This is a genomic window from Thermanaeromonas sp., assembly GCF_021890735.1.
In the GTDB taxonomy this organism is placed as follows: Bacteria; Bacillota; DSM-521; order Neomoorellales; family Neomoorellaceae; genus Thermanaeromonas.
On sequence record NZ_JAKKUR010000039.1, the window covers coordinates 1 to 14,241 of the forward strand.

15 protein-coding genes and 1 pseudogene are annotated in these 14,241 nt (G+C 51.8%); 3 read left to right on the forward strand and 13 right to left on the reverse strand.

The features are described 5' to 3' along the window. Window positions 1-1,041: pseudogene (locus tag L5656_RS07370) on the forward strand (hypothetical protein); the annotation flags it as partial. Window positions 1,042-1,052: 11 nt separating this feature from the next. Here L5656_RS07370 and hepT read toward each other — a convergent pair. From hepT to L5656_RS07410, 8 genes are all read right to left on the reverse strand, one after another. After that, window positions 1,053-1,472, reverse strand: a complete 420-nt coding sequence (gene hepT, locus L5656_RS07375) for a type VII toxin-antitoxin system HepT family RNase toxin (RefSeq protein ID WP_297201231.1) — start codon at window positions 1,470-1,472, stop codon at window positions 1,053-1,055. Next, window positions 1,465-1,908 (reverse strand): type VII toxin-antitoxin system MntA family adenylyltransferase antitoxin, encoded by a 444-nt coding sequence (gene mntA, locus L5656_RS07380; protein ID WP_297201234.1) that lies wholly within the window; start codon window positions 1,906-1,908, stop codon window positions 1,465-1,467. Before mntA ends, hepT begins: the two co-directional genes overlap by 8 nt. 158 nt (window positions 1,909-2,066) lie before the next feature. Further along, window positions 2,067-2,258 (reverse strand): 4-oxalocrotonate tautomerase DmpI, encoded by a 192-nt coding sequence (gene dmpI, locus L5656_RS07385; RefSeq protein WP_297201237.1) that lies wholly within the window; start codon window positions 2,256-2,258, stop codon window positions 2,067-2,069. 50 nt (window positions 2,259-2,308) lie between these two features. Beyond that, on the reverse strand, window positions 2,309-3,073 hold the full coding sequence (locus tag L5656_RS07390; protein ID WP_297201239.1) for a carbon-nitrogen hydrolase family protein: 765 nt from the start codon (window positions 3,071-3,073) through the stop codon (window positions 2,309-2,311). Between the two features lie 481 nt (window positions 3,074-3,554). Further along, window positions 3,555-6,671 carry an efflux RND transporter permease subunit gene (locus L5656_RS07395; RefSeq protein ID WP_297201242.1) on the reverse strand — a complete coding sequence of 1,039 codons (3,117 nt, stop codon included), beginning with the start codon at window positions 6,669-6,671 and terminating at the stop codon, window positions 3,555-3,557. Window positions 6,672-6,675: 4 nt separating this feature from the next. Beyond that, the gene (locus L5656_RS07400; protein ID WP_297201245.1) at window positions 6,676-7,911 is read right to left on the reverse strand and encodes an efflux RND transporter periplasmic adaptor subunit; all 1,236 of its coding nucleotides are present in this window, start codon (window positions 7,909-7,911) and stop codon (window positions 6,676-6,678) included. Between the two features lie 82 nt (window positions 7,912-7,993). After that, the gene (locus tag L5656_RS07405; RefSeq protein ID WP_297201247.1) at window positions 7,994-8,425 is read right to left on the reverse strand and encodes a MarR family winged helix-turn-helix transcriptional regulator; all 432 of its coding nucleotides are present in this window, start codon (window positions 8,423-8,425) and stop codon (window positions 7,994-7,996) included. A gap of 98 nt (window positions 8,426-8,523) precedes the next feature. Continuing rightward, a complete protein-coding gene (locus L5656_RS07410; RefSeq protein ID WP_366018088.1) occupies window positions 8,524-8,817 on the reverse strand; it encodes a DUF4351 domain-containing protein in 294 nt (97 codons plus the stop codon). 99 nt (window positions 8,818-8,916) lie between these two features. On the opposite strand from L5656_RS07410, the gene L5656_RS07415 reads away from it, so the two are divergent. Together L5656_RS07415 and L5656_RS07420 are read left to right on the forward strand one after the other, a co-directional pair. Continuing rightward, the gene (locus L5656_RS07415) at window positions 8,917-9,405 is read left to right on the forward strand and encodes a hypothetical protein (protein WP_297201253.1); all 489 of its coding nucleotides are present in this window, start codon (window positions 8,917-8,919) and stop codon (window positions 9,403-9,405) included. A gap of 32 nt (window positions 9,406-9,437) precedes the next feature. Next, window positions 9,438-9,809, forward strand: a complete 372-nt coding sequence (locus L5656_RS07420; RefSeq protein ID WP_297201256.1) for a nucleotidyltransferase family protein — start codon at window positions 9,438-9,440, stop codon at window positions 9,807-9,809. 131 nt (window positions 9,810-9,940) lie between these two features. On the opposite strand, the gene L5656_RS07425 is transcribed toward L5656_RS07420, so the two are convergent. From L5656_RS07425 to L5656_RS07445, 5 genes are all read right to left on the reverse strand, one after another. Then, window positions 9,941-10,288 carry a HepT-like ribonuclease domain-containing protein gene (locus L5656_RS07425; RefSeq protein ID WP_297201259.1) on the reverse strand — a complete coding sequence of 116 codons (348 nt, stop codon included), beginning with the start codon at window positions 10,286-10,288 and terminating at the stop codon, window positions 9,941-9,943. Continuing rightward, complete coding sequence (locus tag L5656_RS07430) at window positions 10,285-10,572, reverse strand: nucleotidyltransferase family protein (protein WP_297201262.1); 288 nt, start codon at window positions 10,570-10,572, stop codon at window positions 10,285-10,287. The genes L5656_RS07425 and L5656_RS07430 overlap by 4 nt, the downstream gene beginning before the upstream one ends. Before the next feature lie 69 nt (window positions 10,573-10,641). Next, window positions 10,642-11,829 carry an ABC transporter permease gene (locus tag L5656_RS07435; RefSeq protein ID WP_366018092.1) on the reverse strand — a complete coding sequence of 396 codons (1,188 nt, stop codon included), beginning with the start codon at window positions 11,827-11,829 and terminating at the stop codon, window positions 10,642-10,644. 11 nt (window positions 11,830-11,840) lie between these two features. After that, complete coding sequence (locus L5656_RS07440) at window positions 11,841-12,608, reverse strand: ABC transporter ATP-binding protein (RefSeq protein WP_297201267.1); 768 nt, start codon at window positions 12,606-12,608, stop codon at window positions 11,841-11,843. 18 nt (window positions 12,609-12,626) lie between these two features. After that, window positions 12,627-14,141, reverse strand: a complete 1,515-nt coding sequence (locus L5656_RS07445; RefSeq protein ID WP_297201270.1) for an HlyD family secretion protein — start codon at window positions 14,139-14,141, stop codon at window positions 12,627-12,629. Between the last annotated feature and the right edge of the window lie 100 nt (window positions 14,142-14,241).

Below are 14,241 nucleotides of genomic sequence, written 5' to 3' on the forward strand. Positions count from 1 at the left end.
GAAGAAGGCCTCTATACCGTTACCCTGCAGGTAAAGGATAGCCGGGGAAGCTGGAGCAAGCCCTTCTCGCGCACCATAAAGGTGCTACCCGCTCCCCTTGCCCTCGAGCCCGGCGACACGGTGCCGGAAGGGAAAATAGCGCCCACCTTTACTTACCACCCGGTCAAAAAACGTACGGGCCCCATCCTGCTCTTTAGCGATAGCCCAGAATATATAGAAAGGCCGGGGATACTGTACCGCGACGAGATAGAAGGAAAGGCGAGGCTTTATTTCTGGCACGCTATTCAGAGCCCTTTAACCTTTAAAATATATGTAGTAGCCTTTAACCCGGGAGAAAAAGAAGTTAAACTTACCGTTGAAAAGGAAGGATACGGCGGGCCTTCTAATAACGTGTACCAGGTAGCCAGCGAAGCCCTGATCGAGTATTTTAACGACAACCAAACCCGCACTCTATACATTAAGCCTAAAGAGGCTTCGGTCCTAAGTAAGGTGGCCCCTCCTGCGGTTCGCCACCAGGTACTGCACGCTATTATGGATGTCCAAGCCACAGGCAGGCTCGAAATCCTTTTCGTAGCCCTTCCTGCCGCGGCCGACGTACTAAAGGAGTACACCAAGCTTCTTTACCTTCCGGCAGACGGTATACACACCCGTGGTACCTTCGGGCCTTCCGATATAGAAATGGAACTCACTTTAAGCGGCCGGGAAACGGGAAGCCTTATGCTGGCCGACGGCCGGGACGATGAATTTTTGCCCGGAAGAGGCAGCGCCACCGCCCTTGCCGGCAACTACGGCGCGCTCTATAAAATAAGGCTTCTTCCCGCCCGCGATACTCAAGTTTTCTTAGTCCCGGTATACGGTTGCTTCGGGGGAATAGTGGTCCTTGATGGAAATGTAATCAGGGTTCCAAAGAAGGGCTTTGTAGAAAATCCGGGGCAGGCCGTCTTCATAGGCGAGCTTAAAACCAACCGGCCCGCGGAGCTGTACTTTGTACCCCCTGGTGGCTCTTGCCTGCCTGTGAAACTTGTGTTTAAGCCTTCTTAGCCTTCAAATCCTTAAAGCCTGAACGTCTCTTTTATTTCTTTCATAAATGCCTTTAAATCTTCCACATCCCGTCGTAAAATTCCCCAAATAATCTCCGGATCGAGGCGTGCATAGTCATGCACAAGGATGTTACGAAACTGAGCCATTTTCATTAGCCGTTTTACCAAATTCTCGGACAAGAAACCCGCTTCTCCTAAAACTACAAAAATATCCTTATTATCCACCGGCTCTCTTAATCCTTCAGCCGAAATAATATGACTGGCTATGTCCAAGCAGCTTTCCACAGCCAAGTGAAGGGTTCTCTCTATATAGCGCCTGATACGTTTATCCCTGCGAAAATCCTGTAAACTGACCTTTTGCTCGGCTTCCAGGTCGGCTATATATTCACTCAAGAGGGCAAGCCGCTCTCGTAAAATATCACTATCAATCACTTAATATTCCTCCCAGTACCCGTTCTATTATTCGCTGACCTCGCTTTACTAGTAACGGACGTAAATCAAAATAACTACGACGCGACTTAACCTCAAACGATATTCTATATCTCGGCTCTTTATCTACCAATAAAATACCCTCCTTTAGAATATAATGCTGAAGCAACAAGGGGGCTTCTTCTATGTCCACCACATCCACTTTTCTGCCTACAACAATTCCCTCAAGGTCCATAATCATCTCCAGCCGGCGGTCAAAACGTACTAACTTATCCTTTAAGTTATAAAATAAAACAGCTATATCAATATCGCTTCCTTGTCGTTCAGTACCTCTAGCATATGATCCAAAAAGATACGCAGCCGCAACGTCGGGGCACTGTTGCAGATACATAACGACTTTTTCCATGAAGGGGTTAAGGTTAGTCCTTAGCGATGCCATATAAGATTCCACCTTCTGACTAAATCAAAGAATCAGCTTGTCCCATGTTTTTTCTCCCCTAAACCACAATTTTCCGGTTCACAGATTATTGTAGTCCATAATTACTCCATAACTCAATAGTACACCTTTCAAAAAAATGGGCCGGTTAAAAGCCGGCCTTATTGCTTATGCAACTCAGAAAGCTGTTTGCCACCGGTGCCGACGTTATCCAGGGAATTTTCGCGGATAATCACCACGAAGGCTTGGGCAGGTATGCCCAGGATGGAACTCGCGGTATCCGTCAGGGCCTTGATGAGCTCCGCTTTTTTCTCTTTACTCATGGAGCCCGCATCAATTTGGATAACGGGCATTCTGCTTTCCCTCCCTTCGCGCACCGCAGTAAACTTTAAAAGTTATTAATCTACCTCCGGTCCCAAGATGAAGGGAAGGAGGTTAAAGGGTCATGAAAAAAAGCATCCCAGGTGAGAATCGCCTCGCCGGTCTCCCCGGCGCGGGCTACCACAACTCCCTGCGGGTCCACGATTAAACTATTCCCCAGGCTTACAAGCCCGATATGGCTGCCCACCGCGTTGGCCAAAAAGACGGGGAAAGCATTCTCTACCGCCCTGGCTATGGGAAGGGCTATATTTTTGTCCACCTTCCACCTGGCCTCAGGCGGGGAGTAAAAATGGGCTGCAAGGATGAGCAGGGCTTCCGCCCCTTCTTGCCGTAACCTGCGCGCAAGCTCCGGGTAGTTTTGATCCCGGCAGATAATTATGCCGAAGCGATGTCCGGAGTGCTCAAACACTAAAGGTGTCTTCCCCGGAGAAAAATAGCGAGCTTCGGCTTCCGTAAGGTAAATCTTATAATAGGTATGTACCCTGCCGTCCGGGAGGAAAACCGAAGCAGCATTGTAATACTTTCCTTCTGAAACTTCTGCCCTTCCTACCACCAACCCTAACTCTAGCTTGGCCGCCCACCGGGCAAGGGCCTTTGAAGCTTCTCCCAATTCTTCTGAGAGGCGGGGGTCTTTTAACACCTGCGGGCTGTATCCCGTAAGGCACATCTCAGGGAAAACTACGAGCTTAGCCCCCCGCCGGGCTGCCTCCCTGGCCAAAGCTATTATCCGCGACAGGTTAACCTTAAGGCTATCAGCTATGGGTATCTGCGCTACGGCCACCCGCATCCTTATTCATCCTTTTCGCGTTCCTTCCTAACATACGCTTCAACCTCTTCTGCGGTTCGGCCGTAAACATGCTTTTTTATAAACTGCGGCAGGCAATGTTATCTGCCGCTTGCTGGAAACTGTTACGATGGCCTGTTCCATATTATTGCCCCCAATAATTCTTTCCCTTAAAGCTATTATAAAACCAGTAAGTGGTTGCGACAACAACTTATCGGAAAATAGTCCATAGAGGTTCTCGTACTCCCGGACGGCGTTCCTTGGGGTACCATAGACTTTATTCCATAGTATCCCTTAAATTATACTTAACTACCCCTTCCCCGCACCCTCTCCGTTTTCCCTCCGATTCATCCTCGCTTTTTGAACAAATGTAACATAAAGTGAATCTTAAACCCTCCAACCTTCCTGCGCCTATCCCTAGAAATGCCAAACTGCAACAGCTTTGCTGGATTGCAGCCCTTCCGCCTTTCCTGCGGCCTGCCCCTTAGGCCCCCACTCCCTTGCTCACCTTAAAGCGCCGGAAAAGCCTTGCTCCAAAATCTTCAAGGAGGGTATACAGTATGGGGATAAACACTAAAGTTAAAAGGGTGGAAACGAGGAGCCCGCCGCTTACAGCCGTAGCCAAGGGGGCCTGCAGTTCGCCTCCTTCACCCAGCCCCAAGGCTAGGGGGAACATAGCCAGGATGGTAGTAAAAGCCGTAAGGAGTATGGGCCGCAGCCTGGTAGCCCCGGCCTCAAGGATGGCCTCTTCCCGGGGAAGACCCCGGCGGCGCAAAAGGTTAACATAATCTACCAGCACGATAGCGTTGGATAACACCACCCCGGCCAGCATTATAACCCCCAGGAAAGCGGTGACGCTAAAGGTACGGCCCGTAAGAAGCAGGGCAAGGACTACCCCCGTAAGCGATATGGGTATGGCAAACATAATGATAAAGGGATAGAACAAAGATTCAAACTGGGCAGCCATGACCATATATACGAGCAGGATGGCCATAACTAAAGCTACGCCCAGTTGCCCAAAGGCTTCTATCATCATCTTATTCTGCCCCGTAAATTCAAACCGGTAGCCCGGAGGGAGTTTAAGCTCGCTTAAGCTCTTCCTTATATCCTCCATAACATCCCCTAAAGGACGGCCGGATATGTTGGCGGTCACACTGGCCACCCTTTCTTGGTTATAGCGATTTATGGTAGAGGGGGTGGTATCTATTTCAAACCGGGCCACTTCCTTTAAAGGCACTTGCACTCCCAGCGGGGAGGGTACGGTGAGGTTCTCCAGGTCCATTAAGTTCTGGCGGGAAGAAAGGGGTAGCTGCACCCTTACATCGTATTCTTCTCCTCCCACCCGGTAACGGGTGGCCACCTTTCCCCCTACGGCGGTGGCTACGGTATTACCTATCTGGGCCGCGGACAGGTTATACATTGCAGCCTTCTCACGGTCCACTATAACCTCCACCTGGGGCCTGCCCTGGGTAAAGGAGCTTTCCACCGCCACCGTTCCCGGTACCTGGGATACCTTTTGTTTAACCTGCTCGGCAAGGTCCCTCAAAGTGGCCAGATCATCCCCGTGAATGTCCACCTGCACGGGCGCCTGGGTAAGGCCTCCCCTTTCAAACCCCGAGGTTGCGGTCACTGTAACCTTAACCCCCGGGATCTTGCCCAGCTTCTTCCGCAAGGCCGTGGCCACTTCTTCAGAACTGCGCTCCCTTTCTTTACGGTCCACCAGGTTGACCGTTATGCTGGCCACTTCCGGCGTCTCCCCGCTCAAGATACCGAGGTGGCTGGTAGTTCCTCCTACTACCTCATATATGCTTTCCACCTCGGGCTCTTCCTTCACCATCTCCACTACTTGCTTGGCCACCTGGGAGGTTTCGGATAGAACGGTCCCTTTAGGTAATTCCAGGCCAATGGTTATGGTGCCCTCATCTGAAGGCGGAAAGAACTCGATTCCTACCATCGGAATCAGGGCCAGCCCGCCCACAAAAACGGCCAAGGTAAACAAGACCACGGCCGGCCGGTGGTTTAAACTCCACTTTAAAAGCCGCCTGTACATAGAAGTTAATGAGGTAAGCCAGGATCCAGAAGTGAGCACCCGCCAAAAGCCGCGTCCCGTCCCCTCTTCCTCAGGCAGCCTTCCGGCCAGGATCCGAGCGGCCAGCATAGGAGTGACAGTCAAGGAGACCGCCAGGGAGGCCAAGAGGGATAAAGCGACCGTAAAGGCCATGGGAGTAAAAAGCTGGGAGGCAAGACCTTCCACAAAGGCTACAGGTAGAAAAACCCCTATGGTGGTAAGGGTGGAGGCCACCACCGCGTTGGCCACCTCACCCGTACCGTTTATAGCCGCCGGGACCGGCTCTTCCCCTAGCTGGCGGTGGCGGTAGATGTTATCGAACACTACAATGGCGTCATCCACCATCCGGCCTATACCCAAGGAGAGCCCGCCCAGGGTTATAAGGTTTAAGCTGAGGCGGTCGAAATAAAGCAGGACAAAGGTGGTGATGACAGAAACCGGTATGGTAAGGCCTATGACCAGGGTGGATTTTACATTCCTTAAGAAAAGGAGGATTAAAGCCATGGCCAGGAGGCTACCCAGGAGCATGTCCCGGTATATCCCCCGGATGGCCGCTTCTATATACTTGGCATTGTCCACTATAAGCTCTAATTTTACTCCCGGAGGCAGGGAGCCTGCCATCTCGCCTATGGCCTTTTTTACCTCCCGGGAAATGGCCACCGTGTTAGCCCCTGCCTGTTTCTGTATGGACAGGCCCACGGCCGGATTGCCGTCCAGCAGGGCAAGGCTTGTGCGCTCCGCATAGGTATCCTTTACTTCAGCTATATCCTTTAAGCGTACTGTCCCACCGGTAGAACTGGCCAAGCTTATCTTCTCTATATCCTCTAAGCTTCCGAACTCACCTGTTACCCGCACCAGCACATCCTTACCGGCATCTTCCACTTTGCCTGCGGCAAAGGTGGTGTTTTCCCCGGCCAGGGTTTGCACCACCTGGGTAAGGGAGAGCCCAAAGGCGTTCAGTCGCTCAGGGTGTATCAATACCTGGATCTCCCGCGTAAATCCACCGGTCACACTGACCGCGGCTACCCCTTCCAGCCGCTCCAACCTCTTTTTAACTATATTTTCAGCCACATCCTTAAGCTGGGCTTCATCCTTATTCCCGTATAAAGCCAGGGTCATCACAGGCATCATATTGGGGTCCATTTTAAGCACCATGGGCTTTTCTGCCGCATCAGGTAAAAACCCCTGGATGCGCTCGATTCTCTCCCGCATCTCTAAAGTAGCAAAGTCCATGTCCGTGCCCCACTCAAACTCCAAAACCAGCACCGAGGTGCCCATCATGCTCATGGAGCGGATATTTTTTACCCCCTGGACGGTGCCCAAGGCATCCTCTAAAGGCTCGCTTATGGTCTTCTCCACCTCTTCCGGGCCTGCCCCCTGGTAGTTGGTTATGACCGCGGCGTAGGGCAAATTTAGCTCTGGCAAAAGGTCTATCGGAAGCCGCATCAATGCTACTATCCCTAAAAGCAGGGCTACTAGGACGCCCATGAGGACGGTCACGGGCCGGTTTACGGCTAACCTGGCTAAGCCCATACTTTTATTCTCCTTTCACTACTTCCACGGATTGGCCTTCGCTTAAGAAATCTTGTCCCTTTACCACGATGGGTGTGCCTTGGGCTAAGCCCTCCTTTATCTCTACCTTTTCGCTATCCGAGATTCCCACGACCACCGGGCGGCCTACGGCCCGGCCCTCCTCTACGGTAAACACTATATCCCGGGCTCCCCTTTTGACCACCGCATTCTTGGGTACCACCACAACGTTATCCACCCGCTCAGTGGGATAATAAATTACGGCCGTCATGCCGGGATGGACTCCTTCGGGGGTGCTGGTGAATTTAGCTTTGACTGTATAAGACCGTGTCCGCTGGTCCGCTGCCGGGCTAAAGGTGCTGATCCTTCCTTTAAATTCCCGTCCCAGCGCTGGCACCGCGATCCTTACTTCCACACCTTCCTTAAGGAACCTTATATCCTGCTCTGTTACCTGGAAGTTAACTTCTATATCTTTATCCGTAGCGAGCTGCACGATAGGCCCCTGGGCTATCTCACCGGGATTTAAGAAACGTGCGGTCACCACACCGTCCACAGGAGCCTTTATGTAGGTGTTGGACAAGGTTACTTCTGCCTGGCGGACGCCGGCCTCAGCGCTCGCCACCTGGGAGGAAACAGATGCGCGCTGGGCTTCCAGGCCCTCCAAGGAGGCCCTGGCCGCATCTACCTGGGCCTGGCTTACTTCCATGGCCATCTGGGCCTGCTCGAGTTGCTGTTTAGAGGCCGCCCCCGCCTCATAAAGGGCTTTAACCCTTTCCCAGTTCGCGCGGTCGTTGTTTGCCTTGGCCTCCGCCTGACGGAGGTTGGCCTCTAGCTGGGCCCTGCTGGCCTCAAGCTGCTCTAAAGCTGCCCTGGCCTGCTCAAGGCCCGCCCTGGCCTGGTCCAGCCTGGCCTTAATATCTTCATTATCTAGCTCGGCTATCACATCTCCGGCCCTCACCCTGTCTCCCACCTGCACGTACACCTTAGTAAGCCGGCCCACCATAGAGGCCGCCACCTTAACTTCCTCCCGGGACACCACGGTTCCTGTGGCGCTAGCCTCGCGCACAATACTTCCCAGCTCAGCCTTCGCCAGTTCTACCGCAACCGGGGCCTCGCCGGTCCCCTGAGGACCCTTTTTCCCGCACCCTGAAACAGAAAAGCTTAAAACAAGGCTTAATACTAAAACGGCCGGGAGCAATTTGTTTGTAGAGTTTCCATACCTCATCCGGCTTTTTAAACCCATCTTCCCCTCTCCCCCTTGTGCCGGCTCAATACTCGCCTTTCACCTTATCCGCCCTGTCCTTTGCCGCTGGGCTTCACGTTTTTTACTGCCTTACCGGCTGGTCCAGGTACCGGTCCAAGCGTTCTAAAGCATTGATAAGCATCCTGTACTCTTCCTCCGGCCAGCCGGACAAAATTCTGTCCAGGGTTTCTTCCAGGCGCCTCCCCACCCTCTCCAAGACTTCTTTAAGGGAAGGGGTTGCCCGCACCAGGAAGCTCCGCCGGTCGGCGGGGTCCGCTACCCTTTCCACCAGTCCCCGCGCTACTAGGCGGTCAAGGATCCCCGTAAAGGTGCTGGGTGCTATACCCAGGAAGCTCGCCAGCTCGCCCACCCGCCAGGGCCCTTTGAGTTCCAGCTTCCACAGAATTATCATCTCAGTGGCCGACAGGTCCTCGCTATGAAAGGCCGGTGCGAGCTGCCGCGCAAGCCTCCCGTGGATCCGTCCCAAAAGCTCAAGTAAACGGATGTAGCGCATTATCCCTCACCTGTTTCTAGAACGTAAATTACGAAGTCGAAGTAAATACATTTAAAATAATACTCCCGTTGGGGAGAGGCTGTCAACAAAAAAGTGAGCTATTTTGCAGAGAGAAATTTCCTTAAGTCGCTTTCTCTGCTAACCTCAAATATCTTCTCTGCCAGCTCATCAAGCTCCTCCATGGAAAGACACCTTATCCTCTCCTCTACCTCAGAAGAAAGAAAACCCAAACGCTTCTTTAGCTGCCTCATTATTAAATCTTGTGCCCTTTCCCTACGGCCTTCCTCCAATCCTTCTGGGATAAGAAGGTGAGTTCGGAGTAATCGATTAAGGCGTGGGCCCTTTATGTACAGGGTTTGGGCAATAGGTAAGAGTGCTGGCGCATAAAGCAAGTGGGCAAAGTATCTTAGAATTAGGTTGGGCTGGAGAATTTCCTTATTATGTCATAAAATTAAAGTAGTTAAACACTAACAAAGGAGGCATAGAATAATTTGGCACCCGATATACTTGTTCTTAAATCTCGCGTAGTTCAGGAACTGGAGAATCTAAAACGCCTAAAAGAAGAACTAAGGGAAACCTTAAAACCCTATAAAGATAAACCGGTAAAAAATATCACTCTCCTACGCGCCTTGGGTTCCATCCTTCATGATTTTTACTCCCGCGTAGAAAAAATTTTCTTGCATATTGCTAGGGAAATCGATCAAACAGCTCCCAAAAGTGAAAATTGGCACCGCTTACTATTAGAACAAATGACCTTAAACCTTAAAGGACGGCGGCCACCGGTAATTACTAGACAAATGGCCAGCGACTTGGAGGCATATCTAAGCTTTCGCCATCGCTTTCGCAACCTTTACGGTTTTGAGTTAAGTTGGGACCGCATGAAGTCTCTGGTTTCAAACATGCCTCAAACGGTAGAGCAGTTCTCCCAAGAAATACATACTTTTCTTGAGCTCTTAACCGCAGCAGAGGCGGAGGAATAAACGTGTAAGGCTAAAAGGGGTGATAACTTGAGATGCTTAGTTACAGTGCTAAGGAGGTAGCCGAACTTAGGGCCTACCTTAAGAAAAAACGCGAAAAACACGAGCAAGAACTAGCCAAAAGAAAAGAGGCCGCCCTAGCCGCTGCCCACCGGGCTGCTGAAGTTATTCACAGTTACGGCCTGCACCGTGTGTGGCTCTTCGGTTCCCTGGCCGGTGAAGGTACTTTTAGCGAGCACTCCGATATCGACCTGGCTATAGATAAACTTCCTCGAAAGATAGATTTCTGGCGTCTATATTCTGATGTACTAGCTGCAGCTCAACCCTTTAATGTGGATCTAGTAATTTTGGACTCTGCTACGCCTGAGTTAAAGGAAAGTGTACACCGGAAAGCCATCCGGATATAGGCTCCGCCGGGTCTATCTTGAGGCGCTGGCGGATCGGCCTCCGAAAGTCAAGCCCCGAAGCGGCTCCGAGCTGCAAGCCCCTAGCTTTAGCCTATGGGGTAACTGCCCCATCCAGCCGCTTAAAAGAACTACTACTGGTCCAGCCCCTTTAAAACTGCTTCAAGCTGTCGCATTAATTCCGGAATGTCTCTTGTGACCGTTTCCCATACTTCCTCCAGATCTACCCCGAAATATTCGTGGATTAGAACGTCCCTCATTCCCGCTATTTCTTTCCAAGGTATGTCAGGATATTTTTCCTTAAGTTTTTGCGAAATGTTTTTGGCTGCCTCCCCGATTACCTCAAGCCGCCTAATAACTGCTTCCTGAAGCATCACATCCGCAAAGAAATCATCTTTCTTTACGTCGGCGACCCATTCAGAAATCAACCTAGCACTCTCTAGGATATGGTTTAGCCGGGCCCGGTCCCCCTCGACTTTCACAGGATCGCCCTTCTCTCACGTAGTACTCTTTCCCGGAAATACGGAGACAAAGATGCTTCCGTCACCACATCCACGTCCCTCTGCAGGGCCTCCCTCAGTTCGCTTATTATCTTCACGTGGGTCAAAAGGGATTTCCTTACGCCGGGGGCGTATTCAATAAGAATGTCTATGTCACTGTCTTCAGCCTGCTCTCCTTTTGCGTAAGAACCGAAAACAAACGCTTTCGCTACGCCATACCGCCGCAGAATCGGGACGGCTATTTCTCTTATCTTTTCTATGTCCACTGTAATCCCTCCGAGAAATATTATATCCTGAAAAACACAGGATTTCCAATATTAACACCGCAAACGCTTCTACTCGAAACGCAGGGCTTCGATGGGGTTAGCGCTTGCCGCCCGCTTGGCTGGGTAGTAGCCGAAAAATATACCTACAGCAGCAGCGAAGCCCATAGCCAGGGCTATAACCCAGGGCACCAACATCATCTTCCACCCGGCCAAATAGCTTAGAAGGTGAGTAGTGCCCCACCCTATGAGCGTCCCGATAATCCCACCGCTTATGCTGAGCACAAAAGCCTCTACTAGAAACTGGATAAGGATGTCAGAGGGAGTTGCCCCTACCGCCATCCTGATCCCGATCTCCCTGGTACGCTCGGTGACCGAAACCAGCATGATATTCATAATGCCTATGCCGCCAACCACCAGGGATACTGCGGCAATGCCGCCCAGCAAAAAGGTCATGATCCTGGTGGTATCTTCAATAGCCGATAGTACGGCCGCCATGTTCCGGATAGTAAAGTCATCGGGTACATTAGGCGCCAGATGATGGCGCTGCCTTAGCAGGGTAGTAATAGCTTCTTGTAAGGCGGGCAGGGCTTCGGCTTCTTCAGCCTGTACGTTAATCTGCCTTACGTATTTGGTACCTACCAACCGTTGCTGGGCCGTAGTCAGGGGTACATAGATGTAGTTATCCTGATCCATTCCTCCCATGCTCGCCCCCTTAGACGTAAGCACCCCGATGACAGTAAAGGATAGCCCCTTAATTTGAATGCGGCTACCTACAGGGTTAGTACCGTGAGGGAAAAGGTTATCGGCTACTGTACGGCCTATCACCGCTACCATGGACATGTTGGTAACATCAGCTTCAGTGAAAAATTCTCCTATTTCCAGGGGCCAGTCTCTTATGGCTTGCAAAGAAGGGGTAGTGCCGCTAACCGTAGCTGTCCAGGTTTGGTTACCGTAGGTAACAGTAGCCTCGGTAGATACCTCCGGTGCCACATGCTTAACCATAGGCAGGCGGGCTATGGCCTGGGCATCGTCATAGGTTAAACGGTTGGTGACAGAAGCGCCCCTCACCGGCCCCGTGCTGTATCCCGGCATGATAACAAGAAGATTCGACCCCATGCTGGCGATCCTCTCGGTGACCCTGGCCCTCGCCCCTTGGCTCAAAGCTACCATGACAATGACCGCCATAACACCGATGATTATCCCCAGCATGGTTAAGCTCGAGCGGAGTTTATGGGCGAGGATGCTCCTCCAGGCCATCTGAAAGGCGGTTAAGAAGACCACGAACCGTTCACCTGCCCCTGCAGTATATCCACCGAGGGTTCTGCTATTCTAGGTTCATCTACCTTTTCATCTGCCACCAGCCTCCCGTCCCGGAGCCTCAAGATTCTCTGGCAGTGATAAGCAATGTCCGGTTCGTGGGTGACTATTACTATGGTCAAGCCCCGTTCCCGGTGGAGGGTTTGCAGGAGATACATTATATCAGCGCTCGCTTTCGAGTCGAGCTGCCCGGTAGGCTCGTCAGCTAGGAGAAGCTCAGGGTTATTGATAAGGGCCCTCCCGATGGCCACCCTCTGCTGCTGTCCGCCGGAAAGCTGATTAGGGAGGTGGTGCTCGCGGCCGGCAAGACCTAAGGTCTGCAAAATCTTCCGGGCCCGCCTCTCCCTCTCCCTTCTGCCCACCCGGGCGTACACCAAAGGTAGAGCCACGTTCTCCAGGGCTGTGGCCCGCCCCAGGAGATTAAAATTCTGAAACACAAAGCCTATGTAGCGGTTGCGGATACTCGCTAGCTCAAAGGTATCTAGTGACGTCACATCTTTACCTGCCAATACGTACCGACCCTTATCCGGTTTGTCCAGGCACCCCAGTATGTGCATTAAAGTCGATTTCCCGGAGCCCGAAGGCCCCATTATAGCCACCATTTCCCCGCGGTTTATGGTGAAGGACACATCTCGCAAGGCCACAACGCCATGATTCTCGCCTTGCTTATAAATCTTGGTTAGACCTTCAACCTGTATTAAAACGTGATCCTGGTTCACCCGGCATTAGCCCCCTTTTTATCGTTGCGGCACCCCCAGTGGCATAGGGCCACCAGGAAAACCTGGCGATCTTTGGGGCTGCCCTGATCTCTGGGTTTGCCCACTGGAACCGGTACTCTGCTGCGATTGCTTGCCTGTGACCATACCGATAACTACTTTATCACCCTCCTTAAGCCCTTCCACTACTTCTACATACTGCCCATCGCTTAAGCCTACCTTTATCCTCTTCGGTACGGGCTGGTCGTTTTCCAGTACCAGGACCACCTTGGTATTATCGTTTACCGTTTCTTCTCTTCTGGCCCCACCTTGCCGTTGGCCTTCTTGGCTGCCTTGGCCTACCGTAGCTCCGCCTGCCTGTCTTCCCAGTCCGCTAGTCTGTCTAGTTCCTCCTTCCCCTGCCGGGGCTTGGCCTCTTAAATAACTTTCGGCAAAGCTTATGGCCATGCTGGGAACAGCCAATACATCAGACTTCTTCGCCAAAACGATGCTTGCCGTAGCCGTCATGCCGGGGCGGAGCTGTTTGGAGGGATCTTCCACGGATATCAATACTTCGAAGATCTGGACATTGGATTGGGTGGTAGCCTGAGGAGAGATATTTTTGACCTTACCCTTGAAGGTAACATTAGGGTAAGCTGCTACAGTAAATTCTACATCTTGGTTAAGCTTAACCTTCCCTATATCAGCCTCGTTCACCCAGGCCTTAAGCTGGAGTTCCTCGCTCACCAGGGTGATAAAGGCAGTATTTTCGTTGTTTCCCCCCGCGCCGCCCCGCTGCCCGACCTCTCCATTTACCTTGGTAACCACACCATCGAAGGGTGCGCGAAGCTTAGCGTTCTCCAAGTTTAAGCGAGCTATTTCGAGCTGGGCCCGGTCAGCTTCTACAGTCGCCTTGGCCGCCTCTATATCCTCAGGACGGCTCCCCTGTTTAAGAAGGTTTAAAGCCTGCTGCGACTGCTCTAATTTACTCTTGGCGCTGGCTACTGCTTCCTTAGCCTTATCTACATCGGTGGCAGGGGCGGCTCCAGCCTCAAAAAGCTTCTGCTGCCTTTCAAGCTCTTTTACGGCCATCTCATAGGCTACCCGGTTAGCCTCTACTTCAGCTTCCTTTTGGGCTATCTCTTCGGGGAGAGAGCCAGCCTCTTTAAGCTTTAGCTGCGCCTCTGAGCGTTTAAGGTTGCTCTCCGACTGCTTAACTTGAGCTTCCAGTTCTGCCGTGTCCTGCTCAGCCAGGACCTGTCCCGCTTTAACCCGGTCGCCAGGTTGTACATATATCGCTTTTATTAGGCCGCTGCTCTTAAAATTAAGCCCCACCGTGCGCACCGGCTCGATAATCCCGTTGGCCTGTATTACATCGGCAATGTTGCCCTTGCCCACGGTCACTGTAAGGTAGCTGGGCTTGGATTTACCCACTGTGTAACGGTAGCCAAAGTAGCCTCCAGTTGCTGCTAGCAGCAATATTATTATAAGCGGCCATTTTAAGCGTCTTAACCTAGAGGCTATCCTTGTGCCCAGGGTTGCTTGTTCGGGCTGCACTTTGCTTCGTCCCTCCTACCACGGCAGGTAGGCCGTCCTATCCTAGTCATCCATTTTACCATCTACTTCTAAAAATTTTGGTTAAGAAATTAGTAAAAAA